At 65.3% G+C, this 21,520-nt stretch carries 20 protein-coding genes; 11 read left to right on the top strand and 9 right to left on the bottom strand.

The annotated features are described in order from the left end of the window. Positions 1 to 28: 28 nt before the first annotated feature. The 5 genes from XI02_RS03475 to hrpB all read right to left on the bottom strand — a co-directional run bounded on the left by XI02_RS03475 (position 29) and on the right by hrpB (position 5,645). On the bottom strand, positions 29 to 367 hold the full coding sequence (locus tag XI02_RS03475) for a DUF86 domain-containing protein (RefSeq protein ID WP_069279199.1): 339 nt from the start codon (positions 365 to 367) through the stop codon (positions 29 to 31). Then, the gene (locus XI02_RS03470) at positions 357 to 626 is read right to left on the bottom strand and encodes a nucleotidyltransferase family protein (RefSeq protein WP_311986750.1); all 270 of its coding nucleotides are present in this window, start codon (positions 624 to 626) and stop codon (positions 357 to 359) included. Before XI02_RS03470 ends, XI02_RS03475 begins: the two co-directional genes overlap by 11 nt. 90 nt (positions 627 to 716) lie before the next feature. After that, the gene (locus XI02_RS03465; protein WP_141713564.1) at positions 717 to 1,229 is read right to left on the bottom strand and encodes a TIGR02281 family clan AA aspartic protease; all 513 of its coding nucleotides are present in this window, start codon (positions 1,227 to 1,229) and stop codon (positions 717 to 719) included. A gap of 190 nt (positions 1,230 to 1,419) precedes the next feature. Beyond that, entirely contained in the window at positions 1,420 to 2,871 is a 1,452-nt protein-coding gene (locus tag XI02_RS03460; RefSeq protein ID WP_172648959.1) for an NCS1 family nucleobase:cation symporter-1, read from the bottom strand. Between the two features lie 305 nt (positions 2,872 to 3,176). Next, entirely contained in the window at positions 3,177 to 5,645 is a 2,469-nt protein-coding gene (gene hrpB / locus XI02_RS03455; RefSeq protein WP_172645961.1) for an ATP-dependent helicase HrpB, read from the bottom strand. 213 nt (positions 5,646 to 5,858) lie between these two features. Here hrpB and XI02_RS03450 point away from each other — a divergent pair, with 213 nt between their 5' ends. From XI02_RS03450 to XI02_RS03410, 9 genes are all read left to right on the top strand, one after another. Further along, positions 5,859 to 6,926, top strand: coding sequence for an acyltransferase family protein (locus XI02_RS03450; RefSeq protein ID WP_172645962.1), 1,068 nt, complete (start codon positions 5,859 to 5,861; stop codon positions 6,924 to 6,926). A 242-nt stretch (positions 6,927 to 7,168) separates the two neighbouring features. Next, entirely contained in the window at positions 7,169 to 7,780 is a 612-nt protein-coding gene (locus XI02_RS03445; RefSeq protein ID WP_016848063.1) for a sigma-70 family RNA polymerase sigma factor, read from the top strand. A gap of 625 nt (positions 7,781 to 8,405) precedes the next feature. Beyond that, a complete protein-coding gene (locus XI02_RS03440; protein ID WP_069279252.1) occupies positions 8,406 to 9,101 on the top strand; it encodes a cytochrome c biogenesis CcdA family protein in 696 nt (231 codons plus the stop codon). Positions 9,102 to 9,118: 17 nt separating this feature from the next. Further along, the gene (locus XI02_RS03435) at positions 9,119 to 9,697 is read left to right on the top strand and encodes a thioredoxin family protein (protein WP_172645963.1); all 579 of its coding nucleotides are present in this window, start codon (positions 9,119 to 9,121) and stop codon (positions 9,695 to 9,697) included. Positions 9,698 to 9,877: 180 nt separating this feature from the next. Then, complete coding sequence (locus tag XI02_RS03430; RefSeq protein ID WP_069279203.1) at positions 9,878 to 11,284, top strand: cytochrome ubiquinol oxidase subunit I; 1,407 nt, start codon at positions 9,878 to 9,880, stop codon at positions 11,282 to 11,284. Continuing rightward, positions 11,281 to 12,282, top strand: a complete 1,002-nt coding sequence (gene cydB / locus XI02_RS03425; protein WP_069279204.1) for a cytochrome d ubiquinol oxidase subunit II — start codon at positions 11,281 to 11,283, stop codon at positions 12,280 to 12,282. The genes XI02_RS03430 and cydB overlap by 4 nt, the downstream gene beginning before the upstream one ends. Before the next feature lie 101 nt (positions 12,283 to 12,383). Further along, positions 12,384 to 12,512 carry a hypothetical protein gene (locus XI02_RS03420; RefSeq protein WP_016848058.1) on the top strand — a complete coding sequence of 43 codons (129 nt, stop codon included), beginning with the start codon at positions 12,384 to 12,386 and terminating at the stop codon, positions 12,510 to 12,512. A 169-nt stretch (positions 12,513 to 12,681) separates the two neighbouring features. Next, positions 12,682 to 13,275 (top strand): L,D-transpeptidase, encoded by a 594-nt coding sequence (locus XI02_RS03415; RefSeq protein WP_018269487.1) that lies wholly within the window; start codon positions 12,682 to 12,684, stop codon positions 13,273 to 13,275. Positions 13,276 to 13,335: 60 nt separating this feature from the next. Then, the gene (locus XI02_RS03410) at positions 13,336 to 14,373 is read left to right on the top strand and encodes an amino acid ABC transporter substrate-binding protein (protein WP_172645964.1); all 1,038 of its coding nucleotides are present in this window, start codon (positions 13,336 to 13,338) and stop codon (positions 14,371 to 14,373) included. A gap of 196 nt (positions 14,374 to 14,569) precedes the next feature. Here XI02_RS03410 and XI02_RS03405 read toward each other — a convergent pair whose 3' ends face one another. Both XI02_RS03405 and XI02_RS03400 read right to left on the bottom strand, forming a co-directional pair. Then, the gene (locus XI02_RS03405; RefSeq protein WP_172645965.1) at positions 14,570 to 15,709 is read right to left on the bottom strand and encodes an acyl-CoA dehydrogenase family protein; all 1,140 of its coding nucleotides are present in this window, start codon (positions 15,707 to 15,709) and stop codon (positions 14,570 to 14,572) included. Between the two features lie 149 nt (positions 15,710 to 15,858). After that, entirely contained in the window at positions 15,859 to 17,043 is a 1,185-nt protein-coding gene (locus XI02_RS03400; RefSeq protein ID WP_172645966.1) for an acyl-CoA dehydrogenase family protein, read from the bottom strand. Positions 17,044 to 17,211: 168 nt separating this feature from the next. Here XI02_RS03400 and XI02_RS03395 point away from each other — a divergent pair, with 168 nt between their 5' ends. Further along, the gene (locus tag XI02_RS03395; RefSeq protein ID WP_069279206.1) at positions 17,212 to 17,757 is read left to right on the top strand and encodes a carboxymuconolactone decarboxylase family protein; all 546 of its coding nucleotides are present in this window, start codon (positions 17,212 to 17,214) and stop codon (positions 17,755 to 17,757) included. Positions 17,758 to 17,891: 134 nt separating this feature from the next. Next, the gene (locus tag XI02_RS03390; RefSeq protein WP_172645967.1) at positions 17,892 to 18,386 is read left to right on the top strand and encodes a VOC family protein; all 495 of its coding nucleotides are present in this window, start codon (positions 17,892 to 17,894) and stop codon (positions 18,384 to 18,386) included. A gap of 211 nt (positions 18,387 to 18,597) precedes the next feature. Here XI02_RS03390 and XI02_RS03385 read toward each other — a convergent pair whose 3' ends face one another. Together XI02_RS03385 and XI02_RS03380 are read right to left on the bottom strand one after the other, a co-directional pair. Continuing rightward, positions 18,598 to 19,815, bottom strand: a complete 1,218-nt coding sequence (locus XI02_RS03385) for an MFS transporter (RefSeq protein ID WP_016848051.1) — start codon at positions 19,813 to 19,815, stop codon at positions 18,598 to 18,600. A gap of 172 nt (positions 19,816 to 19,987) precedes the next feature. Continuing rightward, complete coding sequence (locus XI02_RS03380; protein WP_172645968.1) at positions 19,988 to 21,232, bottom strand: MFS transporter; 1,245 nt, start codon at positions 21,230 to 21,232, stop codon at positions 19,988 to 19,990. Positions 21,233 to 21,520 lie beyond the last annotated feature (288 nt).

Genomic DNA, 21,520 nt, shown 5'->3' with positions numbered 1-21,520 from the left:
ATAGCGGGACAGGCACATGCCTCTCCGATCAGAGCGCGATCTCCTGCTCGATCACTACTCTCAGCGGCGGCAATGCCTGCTCAACGGTCTCCCATACTAACTGCGCTGCAACATCCTCATAGTCGTGCCGATACACGTTGCCGGCCGCGGCCATCTGTTTCCACGCAATCCCAGGATGCCTCGCCTTGAGGCCAGCTGGGAGACGCCGCGATGCCTCCGAAATGATCTCGAGGCAACGCGTTACAGCATAGACAGAGCGAATATCGGCCTTGAACTTTTCGCGATCGAGGCCTTCGACAAACCGCATCGCCATATCGATATGATACAGGATATCGCGGAGCGCGCCGTCTACGCGATCAGAAGGCATAGATCGCGTCGGCCGTTGCGGCAGGCCGGACATAAGGCTTCAGCGCATCACGATTGACCACGTCGACGGGCCCTTCGAATAGTCCCGAAATATACTCCTTGATGTCCATGTAGTCGAAAACCGTCAGGCGAGCGCCCGGATCGATTTCGATCATGATATCGATATCGCTATCAGCGCGGCGGTCGCCCCGTGCAACCGAGCCAAACAGAGCCGCATGCATCACCCCACGCCCGCGCAAAGCCTGCTCGGAACGCCGCAACGTATCGATCGCATCGAACCTGTTCATGGGCTCAATATAGCACCACGCAGCCGCGACCGGGAGGGGGCACAATAGCTCAAGCGGCTGGATTTACTGCTCCAGCAACAATTTGCCGTTGGCGTATTCGAAGCGTTTCAGCTTCGACAGGAAGGACAGGCCGAGCAGGTTTTCCGACAGCGCCTCGTCCGGCAGCACCAGGGCGTCGACGTCGCGCACGGTGAGGCCGCCGATCTCGATCATGGCGATGCGGGCGCGCGCGGCCTTGATGGTGCCGTTCGCAGTGGTCACGCGCGAGGTGTAATCGCCCGGCACCGGACGCAGGCCGAAGCGGGCGGCCGAGGCCTCGTTCAGCGCAACCACCGAGGCGCCGGTGTCGACCATGAAGTTGATGCGCTGGCCGTCGATCCGGCCGTCGGTCGCGAAATGACCGCGAGGATCGGGCGCAATGCTGAATGTGCGGGCGCCGGCCTGCGCCGCCGTGACGGCTGGGGCGACGGTCTGCCTTGTCGTGGTCGCGGCGGCAGGCGACATCTTGCTGGCCATCTGGGCCATGAAGGTGCCCAGCCCGATCAGGATGGCCGCGAAAATCATCAGGTTACGCATGACACCATACTCGGAAAACCGAACACGCAATTTCACCACGCCGCCCGCCCCGCCGCGAGCGAGGGCGGCGGCACGAGCCTGCCATTTTGGCGAAAAGGATGAGCGAAGCGTTAATGTGAGCCCACAGAAGCGGCCGAATGACATCGGCCGCCTGCCCGGGCAGCAATCTGCCGGCCTGCAGGCCGTCTTCTCAGGCTGTCCTGGCGACCGGGCTCGGCATCGCAACGCGAAGTGCGTAATAGACCGCGCCCGCGATCCCGACGCCGAAGAACCAGCCATAGACCGCCCACCAGGCCGGCAGGATCGAGGTGAAGTTCGGCAGCACCGACGAGAACAGGGCGCCCATCGCGGCCGCGATCAGCGCGCTGACGTTCCAGCCGTTCTGGAAGCGATATTCGCCGTCCTCCTGGTACAGCGCCGGCACGTTCACGCGACCTTTGGCGATCAGATAATAATCGACCATCATGATCCCGAAGATCGGCCCCATGGTCGCGCCGATCAGTCCGACGAACGAGGCGGCGCTGCCCTCCCAGGGGGCGAACGGATACAGCGCGAGCGCGATCAGCGCCGCGATGTAGCCGCCCTTCTTGAAGTCGATATGCCGCGGAAACACGTTCGAGAAATCGAACGCCGGCGAGACGAAATTGGCGACGACGTTGATGCCGAGCGTCGCCACCGCGAAGGTGACCGCCGCGAGCAGCGCCAGGAACCAGCTGTCGAACTTCGCCGAGATCTGGTCGGGATGCAGCAGCACCTCGTGATAGACGTTGAACGCTGCGATCGTGGTGACGCCGGCGACCAGCGAGAACAGGATCAGATTGACCGGCAGGCCCCAGATATTGCCCTTGCGCAGCGCTCTCACGTCGGGCGCATAGCGCGAGAAGTCGCAGAAGTTGAGATAGAGCGCGGCAAAATAGGTGATCCAGGTGGCGGCGACGGCGCACAGCGCCGGGAACGAGCCGGGCACGCCGGGCACGCCGGCTTCCTTGGTCTTCTCCAGCAGCACATCCTGCGGGATCGGCGCGGTGAGCGAGATGCCGCCGGCCGCGATGCAGAGATAGATCGCGAGGATCAGCATCATCAGCCATACCGCAGGACCCGCCCAGTCCTGGAAGCGCCGCACCGTTTCCATGCCGCGCTGGATGATCAGCAGTTGCAGCGCCCAGATCACGACGAAGCAGATCACCTCGAGCGTGGAATGGCCGAGCATATGGCTGGACTGGTGGAACGCCTTGAAGCTGTCGATGCGCGTCAGCAGCGCGACGATCGCGCCCGAGGCCGCCGCGGTCTGCGCGCCGTACCAGAAGCAGGCGACGACGGCGCGGACCAGCGCCGGAATGTTGGCGCCCCAGACCCCGAACGAGGCGCGCGCCAGCACCGGATAGGGCACGCCGGTCTTCACGCCGGCATTGCCGATCAGGCTCATCAGCACGAAGATCACCAGCGAGCCGACGCCGATCGCGAGGATGAAATTGACGAAGCTGCCGCAGAGCAGGAACAGGCTGGCGGCGAGATAATAGCCCCAGAGGCTGTGGACGTCGGAAGTCCAGACGTTGAAGATGCTGAACGCGCCCCAGTTGCGTTCCCTGGCCGGCGCCAGGTCATCGTTGTACAGCGACGGCGATGCGTTCTTGATCTCCAGATTCTTGATCTCCACGGCGGCCTCCCCAATGTGCGAGCCCGTGATCCCATCCCAGCGTGCAAATCTAACCACCGTTTGCCGGCGCTCGCCAGCGCAACCGATCAAGCATGATCGGGAAAAGACAGACTCGGTGTCGTCCCGGCGAACGCCGGGACCCATACACTGCGGCCGGTGTTGTGGAGGGGACTCGTCGCTCCAATACCGCGCAACAAGAGACATTTGTGGTTATGGGTCCCGGCCTTCGCCGGGACGACGAATGAGAGAGACCTTCGGGCGCAACAAGCGCTGCGCGGTTGCGCAGAGAGTCAGGTCCCGCGCGGTTTCACGCGCCTGGTCGGCATCGCGCTGGCGGGATCTTCCGGCCAGGGATGGCGCGGATAGCGGCCGCGCAGGTCGGAACGGACGGCAGCGTAGCTGCCGCGCCAAAAACCGGGCAGATCGCGCGTCACCTGCACCGGCCGCTGCGCCGGCGACAGCAGTTCCAGAACCAGCGGCACCGCGCCCTTGGCGATCGAGGGATGGGTGTTGAGCCCGAACAGCTCCTGCAGCCGCACCGCAATGGTCGGGCCCTGCTCGGCCTCGTAATCGATCGCGAGCTGCGTTCCGGTCGGCGCCTCGAAATGCGTCGGCGCCTCGCGATCGAGCCGCGCGCGCAATTCCCACGGCAGCAATGCCATCAGCGCGTCTGACAGGTCACCGGCGGATAGATCCTTCAGCGCGGTCTTGTCGTAGAGCGCGCCCACCAGCCAGTCGTCGGCGCGCGCGGCAAGTGCCGTGTCCGACAGATCGGGCCAGCTCTCGTCCTCGGCCTTGCGCAGGAACATGACGCGGTCGCGCCATTGCTTGGAGTGCTTCGACCACGGCAACCGGTCGAGCCCGGCGGCGATCAGGCCGTCGGCGAAGACGCGCGCGGTCTCGGCCGAAGGCTGTAGCGGCATCGGTGCCTCCGACAGCGTGATCGCGTGCAACGAACGCCTGCGGCGGGCGCGCAGCGCCATCGCGCCGCGGTCGAACGTCACCTCTTCCACGTTCTCGATCTGGTCGGCGAAGCGCTGCTCGATCTCCTCCTGGGTGATCGGCGCCGCCAGCAGGATGCGGCCGCTCGCGGCCGTGCCGGTCAGTTCGGCAACCGCGATATAGGGCAGCCGCGCCAGCGCCGCAGTCTGCTCGACGGCGGCACCGCGGCCATTGGCCAGCACGAAGCTGCCGTTGCCGCGATTCCTGGCGACGCGATCCGGAAACGCGAAGGCCAGCATGACGCCGGTGGAGAGATCCCTCGCTTCGCCGGCCGCCGACTTCACCTGCGCGGCCCAGCGCGCCGCCATGCTGCGGGCGCTCGATGCGCGCTGCGAGCGGTCGCGGCGGAACTGGTCGAGCCTGACGTCGAGATCGACACTGTCGCCGCCGAGCCCGCGCTCGGTCAGAACCGCGGCGATCTCGGCCGCCTCCTCGCCCATACCGAAGCGGGCGGAATCCACGATCATGCGCGCCAGCCGCGGCGGCAGCGCCAGCGCGCGCAGGCTCTGTCCTTCCTCTGTAATGCGACCATCGCCGTCGAGCGCCCCGAGCTCGGACAGCAGCGATCTGGCTTCCTTCAGCGCGGGGCCCGGCGGCGGATCGAGGAAGGCAAGGCCCGCGGGATCGCTGACGCCCCATTGCGCGAGGTCGAGCACCAGCGAGGACAGATCGGCGGACAGGATCTCGGGCGCGGTGTAGGCCGGCAGCGACGCGGTCTGCGGCTCGTCCCAGAGCCGGTAGCAGACGCCGGGCTCGGTACGGCCGGCACGGCCGCGCCGCTGATCCACCGCGGCGCGCGAGGCGCGCACCGTCTCGAGCCGGGTCAGCGCAATGTCAGGCTCGTAGCGCGGCACCCGCGCGAGGCCGGAGTCCACCACAATGCGGACGCCCTCGATGGTCAGCGAGGTCTCGGCGATCGAGGTCGCCAGCACCACCTTGCGGGTACCCTTCGGCGCCGGCGCGATGGCGCGATCCTGCACGGCGGCATCGAGCGCGCCGAACAGCGGCACGATCTCGACCGCGGCGTCGTGCACGCGCTCGGCCAAAAAAGTTTGGGTGCGGCGGATCTCGGCGGCGCCCGGCAGGAAGGCGAGCACCGAGCCGGCATCGGCGCGCAGCGCGGCCGCGATCGTCTCGGCCATCTGCCGCTCCAGCGGCGCGTCGACCTTGCGGCCGACGTAACGGGTCTCGACCGGAAAGGCGCGCCCCTCGCTTTCGACCACCGGCGCGTCGCCGAGCAGTTTTCCGACGCGTGCGCCGTCGAGCGTTGCCGACATCACGAGGATCCGCAGGTCCTCGCGCAGGCCGGTCTGCGCGTCGCGCGCCAGCGCCAGCCCGAGATCGGCATCGAGCGAGCGCTCGTGGAATTCGTCGAACAGCACCGCGGCGACGCCGTTCAGCTCGGGATCGTCGAGGATCTGGCGCGAGAAGATGCCCTCGGTGACGACCTCGATCCGCGTCGCGCGCGACGCCTTCGAGCCGAAGCGCACGCGATAGCCGACCGTCTCGCCGGCACGCTCGCCGAGCGTCTTCGCCATCCGCTCGGCGCTGGCGCGCGCGGCGATGCGGCGCGGCTCCAGCACGATGATCTTCTTGCCCCTCGCCCAGGGTGCATCGAGCAACGCCAGCGGCACGCGCGTGGTCTTGCCGGCGCCCGGCGGCGCCACCAGCACTGCGGCGTTGTGCCCCTCGAGCGTGCGGTCGAGCTCGTCGAGCACGGCGTCGATCGGCAGCGGACTATCGAATTGGCGAGGCAAGGACTTTTCATCACCGCAGCGGCGCTCGGGCCGGTGCGTCCCATGGTTAACAAACGGTCTCTTCTCTTGGATTTCCCGGCCTCTTAGACCATTCGCCGGCTACGGGAAACCCGCTGAAAGGCCCAGGTTCGCCGGCACATCATTTGTATGAATAAAGGAGAAAGCAACCGATCGGGCCGATGATGGGCACGATCACGCCGGAACAGGACAAAGATGACCACAAACGGCACAGCCGCTGCGACAGATCGTTCCGCCCCGCGCGCGAGCGGTCGCGTCGATTGGGTCGACTATGCCAAGGGCATCTGCATCATCATGGTCGTGATGATGCATTCGGTGCTGGGGGTCGAGAAGGCCGCCGAGCAGACCGGATTCATGCATTATGTCGTGATGTTCGCGAAGCCGTTCCGGATGCCGGACTTCTTCCTGATCTCGGGCCTGTTCCTGTCGGTCGTGATCGATCGCGACTGGCGCACCTATCTCGACCGCAAGGTGATGCATTTCGCCTATTTCTACGTGCTCTGGGTTACGATTCAGTTCGGCTTCAAGGCGCCGTCGCTGGCCGCCGAGACCGGCTGGGCCCAGGTTGGGCTGCAATACCTCGAGTCCTTCATCGAGCCGTTCGGCACGCTGTGGTTCATCTATCTGCTGCCGATCTTCTTCGTCGTCACCAAGCTCACGCGCAATGTCCACCCGCTGGTGATCTGGCTGATCGCGGCAGCGCTGGAGAGCGCGCATGTCGCGACCGGCTGGACCGTGATCGACGAATTCTGCTCCCGCTTCGTCTACTTCTACACCGGCTATGTCCTCGCCGATTACGTGTTCGCGCTGTCGGACCGCGCGCGGGCGCGGCCTGCGCTGGCCCTGCTCGGGCTTGGACTCTGGGCGCTGATCAATGGCGGCCTGGTTGCGCTCGAGGTGAGCGAATGGCCGATCGTCTCGCTCGCACTCGGCTTTGCCGGCGCCTGCGCGATCATCGTGACCGGCACGCTGCTGGCGCGCGCGCACCGGCTTGGCTTCCTGCGCTTCTGCGGCGAGCATTCGATCGTGATCTATCTCGCCTTCTTCCTGCCGATGGCGGCGACGCGCGTCCTTCTGCTGCGCTTCGACGTCATCCATGACATCGGCCTGATTTCGCTGATCGTGACCGCGGTCGGCGTCGCCGGCTCGCTCGTGATCTGGCGGCTGGCGCTGGCGGCGCGGGCCGATTTCCTGTTCGAGCGGCCCGATGCGTTCTGGATTGCCCCGAAGAAGGCGACGCCCTCGTTGCAGGCGGCCGAATAAGCCCCGACAGTGCCAGAAGTCATGACCGCCGGATTCGTTCCGACGGCGGGAATCCGGCCGTTCGTTCCACACATTGAAATTATTGGCTTTTTGGTCCCGAATGTTTCGTCGTCCGGCCGGCGACGAAACAATTCTCCCGTTCACGAAACCATTTTCCGCTTTTCGCGCAGACATCCGGAAACGGGCCGTAACTAACGTTTCTCCCAACGAACCGCCGCCCAACGGCGAACTGGGAGCCTGTCATGCCGAACGTCATCGCCATCAACGCTGCAGCCACGAAGCATATCGACGCTGCTCGCGCGACCTCGGATGAAACGCTGCTCGCGCGTATCGCCAAGAATGACCGCACCTCGATGCACACGCTCTATGCCCGTCACAACGTCCGGGTCTACCGCTTCGTGCTCCGCATGGTGCGCGACACCACCATGGCCGAGGACCTGGTCAGCCAGGTGTTCCTGGATGTCTGGCGCACCGCGGCCCAGTTCGAGGGCCGTTCGCAGGTCTCGACCTGGCTGCTCTCGATCGCCCGCTTCAAGGCGCTGACCGCGCTGCGCCAGCGCAAGCATGAGGACATCGACCAGGACGACGTGCTGGAGATCGCCGACGGCGCCGACACGCCGGAAACCTCGCTCGATCGCGCCACCACCAGCGAGATCCTGCGCGCCTGCGTGGCCAAGCTGTCGCCGGCCCACCGCGAGATCATCAATCTGGTCTACTACCATGAGAAGTCGGTCGAGGAGGCCGGCGAGATCATCGGGATCCCGCAGAGCACGGTGAAGACCCGCATGTTCTATGCCCGCAAGCAGCTCGCCGACCTCCTGCGGGGCGCCGGCGTGGACAGCGTCGCTGCATAAAGGATAGCAAATTCAATAGCTTGATTGGAGATCGCGCGATTCAGGCAATTGTCCACGAAGCCGAAAAATTCAGGCGACGAAACAATTGAAACAATCGACGACATCACCCGGAAAAACGCGACCTCTATACCTACATCCAACGACGCAACCCCAACCCCATTTCACTGAACCGGTTTCGATACTTCTTCGTTCTAACCTCCCAAGTAGCCTCCAACGACCCGGCCGGGATGCCCCCCAGCCGGGTCGCTCTGTTTTTGGCGTGGCAACTTGCGGCCTCAAAATGACTGTCGTCGCCCGGCTTGACCGGGCGACCCAGTATTCCAGAGGCCTGTCCGCCACCACCGGCGATCTCCAGGGCCGCGTCTCGCGCTTGATCGCGTTCTCCGGATCATCGAACTGCTCAACGTGCCCCAATTGCGGCCTCTGGGATACTGGATCGCCCGGTCAAGCCGGGCGATGACACCGATTGGGCGGCGCGAGCCGCGGAGCGGATGACATTGGCCTCACGCTGACGTGACGTCGTCGGCGCTCGGGCGGCCGTAACGGCCCAACCGTCCTCGCGAAGAACATCAGGCGTACCCGGCACGGCCCTCTGGCGCGCCGGGACTCTGATGGACGGATGACGATGCTCAGCCTTGCCCTTGCCCTGCTTGCCGGCGTCGCCACCGTCGCCGCCCCTTGCACCCTGCCGATGCTGCCGATCCTGCTTGGGGTATCGATAGGCCAGACCGACAAGGCGCGGCCCGCGATGATCGCGCTCGGCTTCGTGATGTCATTCTCTGCGGTGGCATTGCTGCTGAGCGCGATCACGCGCGCCTTCGATTTCGATCCGAACGTGCTGCGGACCGGCGCGGCCGTGCTGCTCGCGGGCTTCGGCCTCTTGATGATCTGGCCGGCGCCGTTCGAGTGGCTGGCGATACGGCTCACGGGTGCGGCCGGCGGCCTCGGTCAGGCGGCGCCGTCGCAGGGCCTGTTCGGCGGCTTCGTGCTCGGCTCTACGCTCGGCCTGGTGTGGACGCCGTGCGCCGGCCCCGTGCTCGGCTCGATCCTGACCATCGTCGCGACCTCGAAGGACACGGCGTGGGCGAGCCTGCAGCTCGTCACCTACGCGATCGGCGCCGCGATCCCGATGCTTGCGATTGCCTATGGCGGACAGGCCGTCACCACACGCGTGCGCAGCATGGCGCGGATCGCGCCGCGCCTGCAGCAGGGCTTCGGCGTCGTAATCGTCGCATTCGCCGCGCTGTCCTACCTGCAATACGACACGCTGATCGTGGCGTGGCTGACCCAGTTCTATCCAAACGGCCAGATCGGCCTGTAAGCCCAAAGGAGATATCGATGTCCCTGCGCTTGATTGCCGTATCCACCCTGGTGGCGGGCCTTGGCCTCGGCGGCGCCGTCATTCCCGGCCTCTGCACCGAGTCAGACGCGCCGGCCCAGCCGGTGCCGCGGGCGATCGCCATGACAACCGAACAGAGCCAGACCGCGCCCGAATTCGCCGGCATCAGCAACTGGTTCAATTCGCAGCCGTTGAAGCTCGCCGACCTGCGCGGCAAGGTCGTGCTGGTGGATTTCTGGACCTATGGCTGCGTCAACTGCGTCAACACGCTGCCGCACGTCACCCAGCTTTATTCAAAGTACCGGGATCGCGGCCTCGTCGTGATCGGGGTCCACACGCCGGAATTCCCGTTCGAGCATTCGGCCTCCAACGTGCAGGCGGCGCTGAAGCGGCATGGCATCCTCTATCCGGTGGCGCAGGACAACAATTCGCAGACCTGGAACGCCTACCGCAACCAGTATTGGCCGGCGCAATACGTCATCGACCAGAACGGCAAGATCGTGTTCCAGCACGCCGGCGAGGGACAATACGACGAGATCGACCGCACCGTCGCGCGGCTGCTCGATGCCGACAGCTAAAGCCTGAGATCAGGTTGAGCTGGAACGGCGTCGAAAGCTCACCTCTGCGCAACGGGGAGAGGTGAGCCGAGACCGCGCCAAGCCGATCACTCAACCCGCCTCAGTCGGACAATCCGCCCTCTTTGTCGTTACAGCTGACGTGGTAAGGTCCACGCCAGCTGTGACGATGGATGGTGCGTGATGTTCGAAGGCTGGGATGCGGTCGTACTCGCCCGCGCGCAATTCGCTTTCACGATGTCGTTCCACATCGTGTTTCCCGCATTCTCGATCGGGCTTGCGAGCTATCTCGCGGTGCTGGAAGCGCTGTGGCTTGCCACCAGGCGCGAGGTCTACATCAACCTGTTCAATTACTGGCTGAAGATCTTCGCGGTTGCGTTCGGCATGGGCGTGGTCTCGGGCATCGTGATGTCCTACCAGTTCGGCACCAACTGGTCGGCCTTTGCCGACAAGACCGGGCCGGTGATCGGCCCGATGATGGCCTATGAGGTGCTGACCGCGTTCTTCCTCGAGGCGGGCTTCCTCGGCGTGATGCTGTTCGGACTCGAACGCGTCGGCCCCAGGCTGCACTTCGTGGCGACGCTGATGGTCGCGATCGGCACGCTGATCTCGGCGTTCTGGATTCTGTCGGCCAATTCCTGGATGCAGACACCGACCGGCCATGCCGTCAACGCCGACGGCCAGTTCGTCGCCGCCGACTGGCTCAAGGTGATCTTCAATCCGTCGTTCCCCTACCGCCTCGTGCACATGGTGCTGGCGGCATATCTCACCACCTCGCTGGTGGTCGGCGCGGTCGGGGCCTGGCATCTGCTGCGCGACCAGCATCTGGCGGGAGCGCGCGTGATGTTCTCGATGGCGATGTGGATGGCGACGCTGGTGGCGCCGATCCAGATCCTCGCCGGCGACCAGCACGGCCTCAACACGCTGGAGCACCAGCCCGCCAAGGTGATGGCGATGGAAGGCCATTACCAGAGCCACAAGGACGGCGCGCCGCTGATCCTGTTCGGCTGGCCTGACCAGGCCGAAGCGAAAGTGAAGTATGCGATCGAGGTGCCGAAACTGTCGTCGCTGATCCTGAAGCATTCGCTCGACGCGCCGCTGGCCGGCCTCGACACCGTGCCGCGCGAGAACTGGCCGCCGGTGCCGATCACCTTCTGGTCGTTCCGCATCATGGTCGGCCTCGGCTTCCTGATCATGGGGCTCGGCCTGTTCAGCCTTTTGATGCGCTGGCGGGGGATGATGTACCAGTCGCCGCTGCTGCATCGCTTCGCGGTGCTGATGGGCCCCGCCGGCTTCATCGCGGTGCTCGCAGGCTGGATCACCACGGAGACCGGGCGGCAACCGTTCACGGTCTACGGGCTGCTGCGCACGGCGGACTCAGTGTCACCGCTGGCGGCGCCGGCGGTGGGCTCGTCGCTGATCGCCTTCATCATCGTCTATTTCGCCGTGTTCACCGCGGGCGTGATCTACATCCTGCGGCTGATGGCGCAACCGCCGCATCCCGGCGAGCAAGGCCCGACGAAAGATCTTCCCGCCCGCGCCGCCGGCATCACGCCGGCGGCAGGTGCAGCCGTGGAGGGCGCGCGATGATCGATCTCGCCACGATCTGGGCCTTCATCATCGCCTTTGCCGTGTTCGTCTATGTCGTGATGGACGGCTTCGATCTCGGCCTCGGCATCCTGTTTCCGCTGTTTCCGCAAAAGGCCGACCGCGACGTCATCATGAATACGGTGGCGCCGGTGTGGGACGGCAACGAGACCTGGCTGGTGCTCGGCGGCGGCGGCATGATGGCGGCGTTTCCGCTGGCCTATGCGGTGCTGATGCCGGCGCTCTACACGCCGATGATCGCGATGCTGCTCGGCCTCGTGTTCCGCGGCGTCGCCTTCGAATTCCGCTGGCGGACCCAGAAGGCGCGCAACAAATGGGATCTCGCTTTCGCCGGCGGCTCGCTGCTTGCGACGCTGGCGCAGGGGATCGCGCTCGGCGCCATCCTGCAGGGCATCCATGTCGAGGGACGCCAGTACGCCGGCGGCTGGTGGGATTGGCTGACACCGTTCAGCATCCTGACCGGCGTCGCGCTGGTGATCGGCTATGCGCTGCTCGGCGCGACCTGGCTGGTGATGAAGACCGAGGGCGAGCTGCGCGACCGCGCCTACCATCTGAGCTGGATGTTGTTGGTCGCGATGCTGTGCGCGATCGGCGCCGTCAGCATCGCGACCCCGTTCCTCAGCGTGCAGTACACCCAGCGCTGGTTCGCCTGGCCCAACATCATCCTCACCGCGCCGGTGCCGATCGCGGTCGCCGCCGTCACCGCGCTGCTGCTGCGCGCGCTCAGCGACAAGAACGACCACCAGCCGTTCTTCCTGACGCTGGCGCTGTTCGCGCTGTCCTATGCCGGGCTCGGCATCAGCATGTATCCGTACATCGTGCCGCAGAGCATCACGATCTGGCAGGCGGCGGCGCCTGCCAACAGCCAGATCTTCATGCTGGTCGGCGTCTCGATCCTGGTGCCGTTGATCCTCGGCTACACCGCCTGGGCCTATTGGGTGTTCCGCGGCAAGGTGCGCCCCGGCCACGGATACCACTGATGCCGCCAGAGCGTTTTCCAGCGAAGTGGATCCCGGTTCGCGTTAAGAAAACGCGTCAAAAAGAGAATCGAGAGCCCCGTTCCGATTCCATCGGAACGGGAATGGCTCTCGCGCCGAATCAGCGGCCGCTCGGCCAGCGCCTGCTGTGGTTCGCGGCACTGTGGCTCGGCGGCGTCGGCACCGTGGCGCTGATCTCGTTCGCCTTGCGACTCTGGATCGCGCCGAAATGAGGTGGCCGGCCCATCCGTCGACTATTCATCGCGATAAAAAACAGAACCATTACAGTGATCTAGATCAAGGCTCGCCCTAAACTTGCCATCAAGCTGTCACTGAGATTTGATGTTCGCGCGATTTGGGTGGAGCAACCATTTGGCCGCGTGCCAACAAGGAGAGCTTTCAATGACGAAGTTTCGTCACCTGGTCTGGATGTTGATCGCGACGGGGGCGCTCGTGCTGTCGACGTCGCAGGGTTTTGCCCAGAACCGCCCGGACGCCGACGAGCCCGGTCTTGTTGCTGACGACAGCTACGAGCTCGACCCGGAATGGCAGAAGCAGGTCGTATATTACCGGACCAACGAGGCGCCGGGCACCATCATCGTCGCGACCGCCGAGCGCCATCTTTATTTGGTGCAGGGTAATGGCCGCGCGCTCCGCTACGGCATCGGCGTCGGCCGCGATGGTTTCCAGTGGCAGGGGCTGGTAACCATCACCCGCAAGGCCGAGTGGCCGGATTGGACGCCGCCGCCGGAGATGATCGCGCGCCAGCCCTATCTGCCGCGCTTCATGGCGGGCGGCCCGGGCAATCCGCTCGGCGCGCGCGCAATGTATCTCGGCACCACGGTGTACCGCATCCACGGCACCAACCGGCCCGACACCATCGGCACCGCCATCTCTTCCGGCTGCTTCCGCCTGGTCAACAACGACGTCGCCGATCTCTACAACCGCGTTCCGGTCGGCACCAAGGTGATCATCCGGCAGAAGCCCGAACTGTAGCCTCCAGCCTGCTTTCCACATCCGACCTGCTTTCCCCCGATCATTCGCGAGAGAAAACCCATGCGTACATTTCGAGGCGGCCTGACGATCGGGCTCGCGGTCGCCGTGCTGGTTGCGGCAGCCGCCTTCACCTATGAGCGTTACGACACCCGCACGCTGAAGCGCACCGTCCGCCGCGGCGACGTGCTGTGCGGCGTCAACAAGGGCCTGCCGGGCTTCTCGATCCCGGACGACAAGGGTAACTGGACCGGCTTCGACGTCGACTTCTGCCGCGCGGTCGCGTCGGCGATCTTCGACGATCCGTCGAAGGCGAAGTTCGTGCCGCTCGACGCCAGCGAGCGCTTCAAGGAGCTGCAGAACCGCAAGGTCGACATCCTCTCGCGCAACTCCACCTGGAGCATGTCGCGCGAGACCAACTACGACCTCTATTTCCCCGCGGTCGCCTATTATGACGGCCAGGGCTTCATGCTGCCGCGCTCGCGCAACATCGATTCCGCGCTCGACCTGAACGGCAGCAAGGTCTGCGTGCAGGCCAACACCACGACACAGCTCAATCTCGCCGACTATTTCCGTGCCAACAACATGAAATACACGGAGATGAAGTTCGACAAGCTGGACGACGTCGTGAAGGCCTACAACTCCGGCCAGTGCGATACGCTGACGTCCGACGCCTCGCAGCTCTATGCGCTGCGGCTCAACCTCGCCAAGCCGAGCGACCACACGATCCTCGCCGACATCATCTCCAAGGAGCCGCTGGCGCCGGTGGTGCGCTTGCGCGACGACGACTGGATGATGATCGTGAAGTGGACGCTGTACGCCATGATCAACGCCGAAGAACTCGGCATCACCTCGAAGAACATCGACGAGGCGCTGAAGTCGAAGAAGCCGGAGGTGATGCGGCTGGTCGGCACCGAGGGCACCTATGGCGAGGATCTCGGCCTGACCAAGGACTGGGCGGTGCGCATCATCCGCCATGTCGGCAATTACGGCGAAGTCTACGACCGCAACGTCGGCGCCGACTCCAAGCTGAAGATCCCGCGCGGCATGAACCAGCTCTGGAACGCCGGCGGCGTCCAGTACGCGCCGCCGATCCGCTAACGTCGCGCAGCTAGGCCACAGCCGCCACCGCATCCTCAACTGTCATGCCCCGCGAAAGCGGGGCATCCAGTACGCCGCGGCCTCTCCGCTCAAGCACGACTGTCTCTGGAATACTGGATCGCTCGGTCGAGCCGAGCGATGACAGCGCGTTGCGTGGCGGCGACGCCGCGTTATGCGACGACGACGATGCGGCGCCTCAGTAGCCCTTGCCGCTCGCCAGCTGGTCGGTGTGGAAATTGCTGTCGCCGAACAGCTCCTGGCAGACCCGGGCGCGCTTCATGAAGAAGCCGATGTCGAACTGGTCGGTCATGCCCATGCCGCCATGCATCTGCACGCCCTCCTGCACGGCCAGCGTCGCGGTGGTGCCGGCGCGGGCTTTTGCCACCGCGACCGCGGTTGCGGCCTTGTCGACATCCGTATCGAGCGCCTGCAGCGCCTTCAACACCGCGGCGCGGGTGATCTCGATATCGATATAGAGCTGCGCGGCACGGTGCTGCAGCGCCTGGAATTCGCCGATCACCTTGCCGAACTGCTTGCGCTCCTTCAGATAGGCCACGGTGCGGCCGAACACCTCGTCGGAGAGACCGACCATTTCGGACGCCACCGCGCCGCGGCCGATATTGAGCACCTCCTCGAGCAGCCCAAAGCCCTGATCGACCTCGCCGAGCACGCTGTCGGCGTTGACCTCGACATTGTCGAACACGATGCGCGCCGCGTTGTGCGAATCGACCATCGCGGTGCGCTCGACCGCGAGCGCCCTCGCCTTCGGATCGACCAGGAACAGCGTCAGCCCGTTCTTGTCGCCGGCGCTGCCGGCCGAGCGGGCGGCGACGATCAAGAGATCGGCGGTGTGGCCGTCGACCACGAAGGCCTTGTCGCCCGACAGCTTGAAGCCGTTGCCGGAGCGCGTGGCCTGCAACTTCGTCTGCAGCGGGCGATGCTTGGCGCCCTCATCGATCGCGAGCGCCGCCAGCAGCGAGCCGTCGGCGATTTTCGGCAGATGCTGCGCCTTCTGCGCCTCGCTGCCGCCGCGCGACAGCGCCGAGGCGGCGAGCACCGAGGTCGCGAGGAACGGCGACGGCATCAAGGTGCGGCCGATCTCCTCCATGACGATGCCGGCCTCGACGCAGCCGAGACCGCTGCCGCCGAACTGGTCCGGCACCAGGAGGCCTGAGAAGCCCATCTCTGCAAAAGTCTTCCAGAGGTCGCGCGAGAAGCCGGTGGCATCCTTGGCATCGCGCAAGGACCGCAGATGCGCCACCGGCGCCTTGTCGCTGATGAGACCGCGCGCACTGTCGCGCAGCATGGATTGTTCTTCGGTGAGGACGAGGGCCATGGATGTATCCGGTAACTCTGATGTTGTTCGTTCAGTCGAATTTCAGGGTATCGTCATGCCCGGCCTTGTGCCGGGCATCCACGTCTTGAGCCAGCCGCGACAAAGACGTGGATGGCCGGGTCAAGCCCGGCCATGACGACAAAAAAACGTCACGCACCCGGCAAATCGAGGATGCGCTTGGCGACGATGCCGAGCATCACCTCCGAGGTGCCGCCCTCGATCGAATTGGCCTTGGTGCGCAGCCAGGCGCGCGGGCGGGCGCCGCCTTTCGAGCGGTCGCTCTCCCATTCCAGCGCGTCGATGCCGCCGGCCGACATCAGGATCTCGTAGCGGCGCTTGTTGAGCTCGGTGCCGTAATATTTCATCGCCGAGGAGAACGCCGGATGCGATTGTCCGGCCTTGGCGAGATCGACCGCGCGCTCCGCGGCGGCGGCGAGCGCGGCCTCGTCGACCTCGAAGCTCGCGATCTGGCTACGCAGCTGCGCGTCGTCGAGCTTGCCTTGCGCGTCCGCACCGACCGAGTCGGCGGCAATCTGGCCGAGCGGACGGCCGACCCCGCGTTCGCCCATGCCGGAGATCATCGCGCGCTCGTGCTGCAGCAGGTATTTCGCGACATCCCAGCCGCGATTGACTGACCCCACGACATGCGACTTCGGCACGCGGACATTGTCGAAGAAGGTTTCGCAGAACGGCGAATAGCCCGAGATCAGGAGGATCGGTTTTGTGGACACGCCCTTCGACGCCATATCGAAGAGAATAAAACTGATGCCGTCATGCTTCTTGGCCGCCGGATCGGTGCGCACCAGGCAGAAGATCCAGTCGGCGTAGTTGGCATAGGACGTCCAGATCTTCTGGCCGTTGATGATGTAGTCGTCGCCGTCGCCGACCGCGCGGGTCTGCAGCGAGGCGAGGTCGGAGCCGGCATTCGGCTCGGAATAGCCCTGGCACCAGCGGATCAGGCCCGCGGTGATCTTCGGCAGATGCTCCTTCTTCTGCTCCTCGGTGCCGTATTTCAGCAGCGCCGGTCCGAGCATCGAGATGCCGAACGAGGTCAGCGGCTGACGCGCGCCGATCGCAGCCATCTCCTGGCGCACGATCTTGGCCTCCTCGCCGTCGAGGCCTCCGCCGCCATATTCCTTCGGCCAATGCGGCACCGTCCAGCCCTTGTCGCGCATCCGCTCGAACCAGACGCGCTGCGCTTCAGACGAGAATTTCGTGTTGCGACCACCCCAGAAAGTGTCGCCATCCGAGGCCATCGGTTTGCGCATCTCCGCCGGACAGTTCTGCTCCAGCCAGGCGCGGGTCTCTGCGCGGAATTTCTCAAGGTCAGCCATGGTGCGTTTCCAGTCAAATTCGACGAATTGGATTCGACCTTAGACCTACGCAGCCGCCGAATTCAATATGCCTCGCGGCCGCGCCATGCTCTGGCGTCGCTACTCACTGCGCGCGATCGGGTGTATCGCCGAGATGGGGTAACGCTTGAAAAACAAAAGGAAACCGACATGCGGCTGAAACTGCTTTCGCCTAGCGAAATGAACGCCGCCCAGAAAGAAACCTACGACGAGTCGATCGCCGGCAAGCGCGGCGCGCCACCGGCGCCGATGATGGCCTGGCTGAACAGCCCCGAGATGGCACGGCATGCCACGCGGCTCGGCGAGGTGCTGCGCTTCGACACGATCTTTCCCCCAAAACTGTCGGAGATCGCGATCCTCGTCACCGCGCGGCACTGGACTGCGCATTACGAGTGGTATGCCCACAAGCGCCTGGCGCTGAAGGGCGGCCTCGATCCGAAGGTCATCGAGGACATTCGCGTGCGCCGGACGCCGACCTTCGACGATCCCAAGGCCAGGGTGATCTACGACGTCGCCAGGGCGCTGCACGAAGGTCACGGCCTGCCGAAGGCGCTGTATGACGAGGCGGTCGAGGTGCTGAGCCAACGCGGGCTGGTCGAGGTGATCGGCCTGTGCGGCTACTACACCATGGTGTCGATGACGCTGAACACGTTCGAGTTCCAGCTGCCCGGCGGCGAGCTGTCGGAGCTCTGCTAGGCCCCCGCCGAGCGTGGCGTGTCCGGAAACCTTGCGTTTCCGGATCGGTCGCTCTGTCCTCGGCGAGTCCGGACTATATCAACGGCAGAAGCCTTGCCCGTCATGCAGGGCGCTGACCCGAACGGAGCCGGACTATGCCGCAGAATCCCCCCATCATCGCGGGCACCCGGATTGGACATGTCCACCTCAAGGTGGCCGATCTCGACCGGGCGCTCGGCTTCTATTGCGGCGTGCTCGGCTTCGAGCTGCAGCAGCGGCTGGGCGCGGACGCGGCCTTCATCTCGGCCGGCGGCTATCACCACCACATCGGCCTCAACACCTGGGAAAGCAAGGGCGGCCATCCGCCGCCGCCGGGCACCACCGGCCTGTTCCACACCGCCATACTTTATCCGACCCGCCCGGTGCTCGCCGACGCGCTGCATCGGGTGCTGTCAGCCGGCATCCAGCTCGACGGTGCCAGCGACCACGGCGTCAGCCAGGCGCTGTACTTGCGCGATCCCGACGAGAACGGCGTCGAGCTCTATTGGGATCGCCCCGAGGCCGAATGGCCGCGCAGCGCGGACGGCAAGCTCGCGATGTTCACGCGACGGCTGGACGTTGAGGAATTGCTGAAGCAGCGGGCGGGGTAATTCCGTAACGCGGATCATTTCGTAACCCGGATCGCGCTTCGCCGCGTCCCAGCTAAGGCTCCCCCCTTTTCCCCTTCCCCCTGAAAGGGGGAAGGTCGGGATGGGGGTCAGCCGCGGGCTCTGCTACAAGTGGAGGGAGCGGATCCCCACCCGCTTTGCTCTACGAGCAAAGCGACCTCCCCTTTTCAAGGGGAGGTGGGGAGGTGGAAATCTACTTCCCCTTCGTCATGATCGTCACCGCCGCGATCAGCTCCAGGCCAATGCAGCCATAGAACGGCAGCGAATAGCTGCCGGAGAGATCGCGCAGCAGCCCGACCACGCCGGGACCGAAGGCGTAGGTGATCTGATTGATCGCGGTGAGCAGGCTGACCAGCACGCCGAACGCACGCGGATCGAACTCGCGCTGCACGATCAGCGCCGGCAGCGTGATCAGATTGCCGACCGAGAAGCCGAACAGCGCGCAGGCGGCGATCTGCGCCACGTCATTGTGCACATTGATGATGACGGCGAGCGCGATCGCCTGGCTGACAAAGGACAGCGCCGATGCCAGCCGCTGGTTGAGCCGGTCGATCACGAAGGAGAACGAGACGCGGCCGACCACGGCCATCGCGGTCAAGAGCGCCATCGCCACCGTCGCGCGCTCGCGGCCGATCACCTGATCGAGATGGGCGATCAGATGCACGATGAAGCCGACCTGGGCGAACAGCACCAGCGCGAAGGCAATCGAGACCGAGAGGAAACGGATGTCGCGCAGCGCTCGCGCCCGCACCTGGGTCGCCGACGGCGCGTCCGCCGCCGCCGCGGCCGTGACCGCGTGCAGATGCGCCGGCGGCCGCCCGACAAGGATCAGGATGACCGGCACCATCACCACGATCAGCAGCAGCGCGGCCGCGATCATCGCGCCGGAGAAGCCGAAGGTGCCGATCCCCGCCACCAGCAGCGGCACGCCGACGATGCCGCCGAAGCTCGCGCCGTTCAGCGCCAGGCTGATCGCCATGCCGCGCTTCTTGTCGAACCACAGGCCGAGCGTGTTGGTGATGATGCCGAGGCTGGTGCCGGCCCAGCCGAACGCCAGCAGCGCATTGGCGAGATAGAGCTGCCAGGGCTCGCGCACCTCGCCGATCGCAACGGCTGCGATCGCCATCGCGAAGGTGCCGGCGATCAGGCAGCTGCGCGCGCCGAACGCCTTGATCGCCTCGCTGACGAAGGCAACCAGCGCCGCGCCGAACAGATAGAAGAAGGTCGTGCCCGACGAGATCAGCGACGCCGGCCAGCCGTGCAGCTTGTGCAACTCAGCGACATAGACGCTCTGGCCGTAGAAGCCCAGTCCCCAGCCGAAGGTCGCGAGCAGGAAGCAGACGACGACGATGCGCCAGCCCTCATAGCCTAGCGAGGATTCGTCATGCAGCGTGGGTGAGGATGCGTCCATTTCTTGCTCTTGCTTCTCACATCGTCAGGACCGGATCTATCCGTTCTCACGATGTAAGGAGCCGTGCAAGCCGGTCACTTCGAAACGGATCGAAGTGTCAGCAATTGGCAGCAGCATGGTCCGGAAAAGTGCGAAGCGGTTTTCCGAACAGACCATGCTCAAACAACAAGCCTTAGATACTCGGGTCTGGGATTTCTTCCACCGCGCGCAATTTCGCGCGTCGCTTGGCGAATGAAGCGAGCGACAGCACGACGAGTCCGAGCAGCACCGGCGGAAACACCACCATGTTGACGGCATTCCAGCCGTAATGGGCCAGCAGCTGTCCCGACGAGAACGAGCCGATCGCCATCATGCCGAACACCAGGAAATCGTTGAACGCCTGCACCTTGTTACGCTCCTGCGGCCGGTGCGTTTCCAGCACCAGCGCGGAGGCGCCGACGAATGCGAAGTTCCAGCCGATCCCGAGCACGAACAACGTCGCCCAGAAGTGCGGCGCGGTGATGCCGGACAGCCCGATCATGGCGGCCACCGCCTCGAGCGCCAGCCCGAGCGCGACAATGCGAGGTGCGCCAAACCGCGCGATCAGCGAGCCCGTGAAGAAGCTCGGGCCGTACATCGCAACGATGTGCCATTGAATGCCGAAATTGGAATCGCTGACCGACAGCCCGCACATCTTCATGGCGAGCGGCGCCGAGGTCATCACCAGATTCATCATCGGATAGGCGATCACGCCGCACAGCGCCGCGGCGATGAAGCGCGGCTGCTTCGCGATTTCGAGCAGCGGGCGGCCGCCATGCAGGTCCGCAGCCGCAGGCTTCGGCGCGTCGACGCCCGAGAGCACCGCCATCGCCACCAGTGCGACCAGCGCCTGCATCACGAAGGAGAACGCGAACAGATAGGGCGGCCAGATGTCCATGGTCCACTGCACGAGCTGCGGCCCGAGCACGCCGGCGAACACGCCGCCGGCCATCACCCAGGACACCGCCTTGGGCCGGAACGCGACACTCGCGCCATCGGCGGCGGCAAAGCGGTAGGACTGCGCGACGGCGCCGTAGAGCCCGCCGAGGAAGGTCGCGCCGCAGAACAGCCAGAACGATGAATGCAAGATCGCCCAGGCGCCGAGCGCGCCGGTGAGCGTGCCGCAGAAGGTGCCGATGATGAAGGCAACGCGTCGTCCATAGGCGCGCGAGATCGCGCCGGTCGGCAACGTGCCGGCGGCAAGCCCGAGCACATACATCGAGAGCGGCACCGTCGCGAGCGAGACGTCGGGTGCCAGCGTCGCGCCGACGATCGAGCCGGTGGCGAAGATCACCGCCGAATTGGCGCCGGTCAACGCCTGCGCCGCCGCAAGCCGCCACACATTGCTGCGCGCCCGCGCGTCGTCGCTCGCCTCATCCGCAGCTGTCACGTCGATCATCGGTAGTCCCGCCTCGAAGCCCCGGCGGGAGCCTCCAATCGAGCGCACTATGGAGAGCGGGTCGAGGCCGATCAACCGGCGCAAACGGACGTACGCCATGCAGGAGGCGCACACGGGATCGCTTGCTCTCACAGAGTGACGTCACAGCAGCCCGGCGCTTCTATCAGTACCGTCATCCTGAGGAGCGCGTAGCGCGTCTCGAAGGATGCACGGCCGCCAGCCGGGCCGTCGCCCCTTCGAGACGGCCGCGTTGCGGCCTCCTCAGGGTGACGGTGATAGAGCTGAACA

This window comes from Bradyrhizobium sp. CCBAU 21365, from assembly GCF_015291305.1.
GTDB lineage: Bacteria > Pseudomonadota > Alphaproteobacteria > Rhizobiales > Xanthobacteraceae > Bradyrhizobium > Bradyrhizobium elkanii.
This window is presented reverse-complemented; position numbering and strand designations above follow the sequence as displayed.

Excerpts from the sequence above, each read along its gene's own strand:
- XI02_RS03390 (WP_172645967.1), top strand. The coding sequence starts at position 17,892 with ATGCCGCAGAATCCCCCCATCATCGCGGGCACCCGGATTGGACATGTC.
- XI02_RS03465 (WP_141713564.1), bottom strand. The coding sequence starts at position 1,229 with ATGCGTAACCTGATGATTTTCGCGGCCATCCTGATCGGGCTGGGCACC.
- XI02_RS03400 (WP_172645966.1), bottom strand. The coding sequence starts at position 17,043 with ATGGCTGACCTTGAGAAATTCCGCGCAGAGACCCGCGCCTGGCTGGAG.
- XI02_RS03415 (WP_018269487.1), top strand. The coding sequence starts at position 12,682 with ATGACGAAGTTTCGTCACCTGGTCTGGATGTTGATCGCGACGGGGGCG.
- cydB (WP_069279204.1), top strand. The coding sequence starts at position 11,281 with ATGATCGATCTCGCCACGATCTGGGCCTTCATCATCGCCTTTGCCGTG.
- XI02_RS03410 (WP_172645964.1), top strand. The coding sequence starts at position 13,336 with ATGCGTACATTTCGAGGCGGCCTGACGATCGGGCTCGCGGTCGCCGTG.
- XI02_RS03385 (WP_016848051.1), bottom strand. The coding sequence starts at position 19,815 with ATGGACGCATCCTCACCCACGCTGCATGACGAATCCTCGCTAGGCTAT.
- XI02_RS03435 (WP_172645963.1), top strand. The coding sequence starts at position 9,119 with ATGTCCCTGCGCTTGATTGCCGTATCCACCCTGGTGGCGGGCCTTGGC.
- XI02_RS03380 (WP_172645968.1), bottom strand. The coding sequence starts at position 21,232 with ATGATCGACGTGACAGCTGCGGATGAGGCGAGCGACGACGCGCGGGCG.
- XI02_RS03420 (WP_016848058.1), top strand. The coding sequence starts at position 12,384 with ATGGCTCTCGCGCCGAATCAGCGGCCGCTCGGCCAGCGCCTGCTGTGG.
- XI02_RS03445 (WP_016848063.1), top strand. The coding sequence starts at position 7,169 with ATGCCGAACGTCATCGCCATCAACGCTGCAGCCACGAAGCATATCGAC.
- XI02_RS03405 (WP_172645965.1), bottom strand. The coding sequence starts at position 15,709 with ATGGCCCTCGTCCTCACCGAAGAACAATCCATGCTGCGCGACAGTGCG.
- XI02_RS03450 (WP_172645962.1), top strand. The coding sequence starts at position 5,859 with ATGACCACAAACGGCACAGCCGCTGCGACAGATCGTTCCGCCCCGCGC.
- XI02_RS03440 (WP_069279252.1), top strand. The coding sequence starts at position 8,406 with ATGCTCAGCCTTGCCCTTGCCCTGCTTGCCGGCGTCGCCACCGTCGCC.
- XI02_RS03475 (WP_069279199.1), bottom strand. The coding sequence starts at position 367 with ATGCCTTCTGATCGCGTAGACGGCGCGCTCCGCGATATCCTGTATCAT.
- XI02_RS03395 (WP_069279206.1), top strand. The coding sequence starts at position 17,212 with ATGCGGCTGAAACTGCTTTCGCCTAGCGAAATGAACGCCGCCCAGAAA.
- XI02_RS03430 (WP_069279203.1), top strand. The coding sequence starts at position 9,878 with ATGTTCGAAGGCTGGGATGCGGTCGTACTCGCCCGCGCGCAATTCGCT.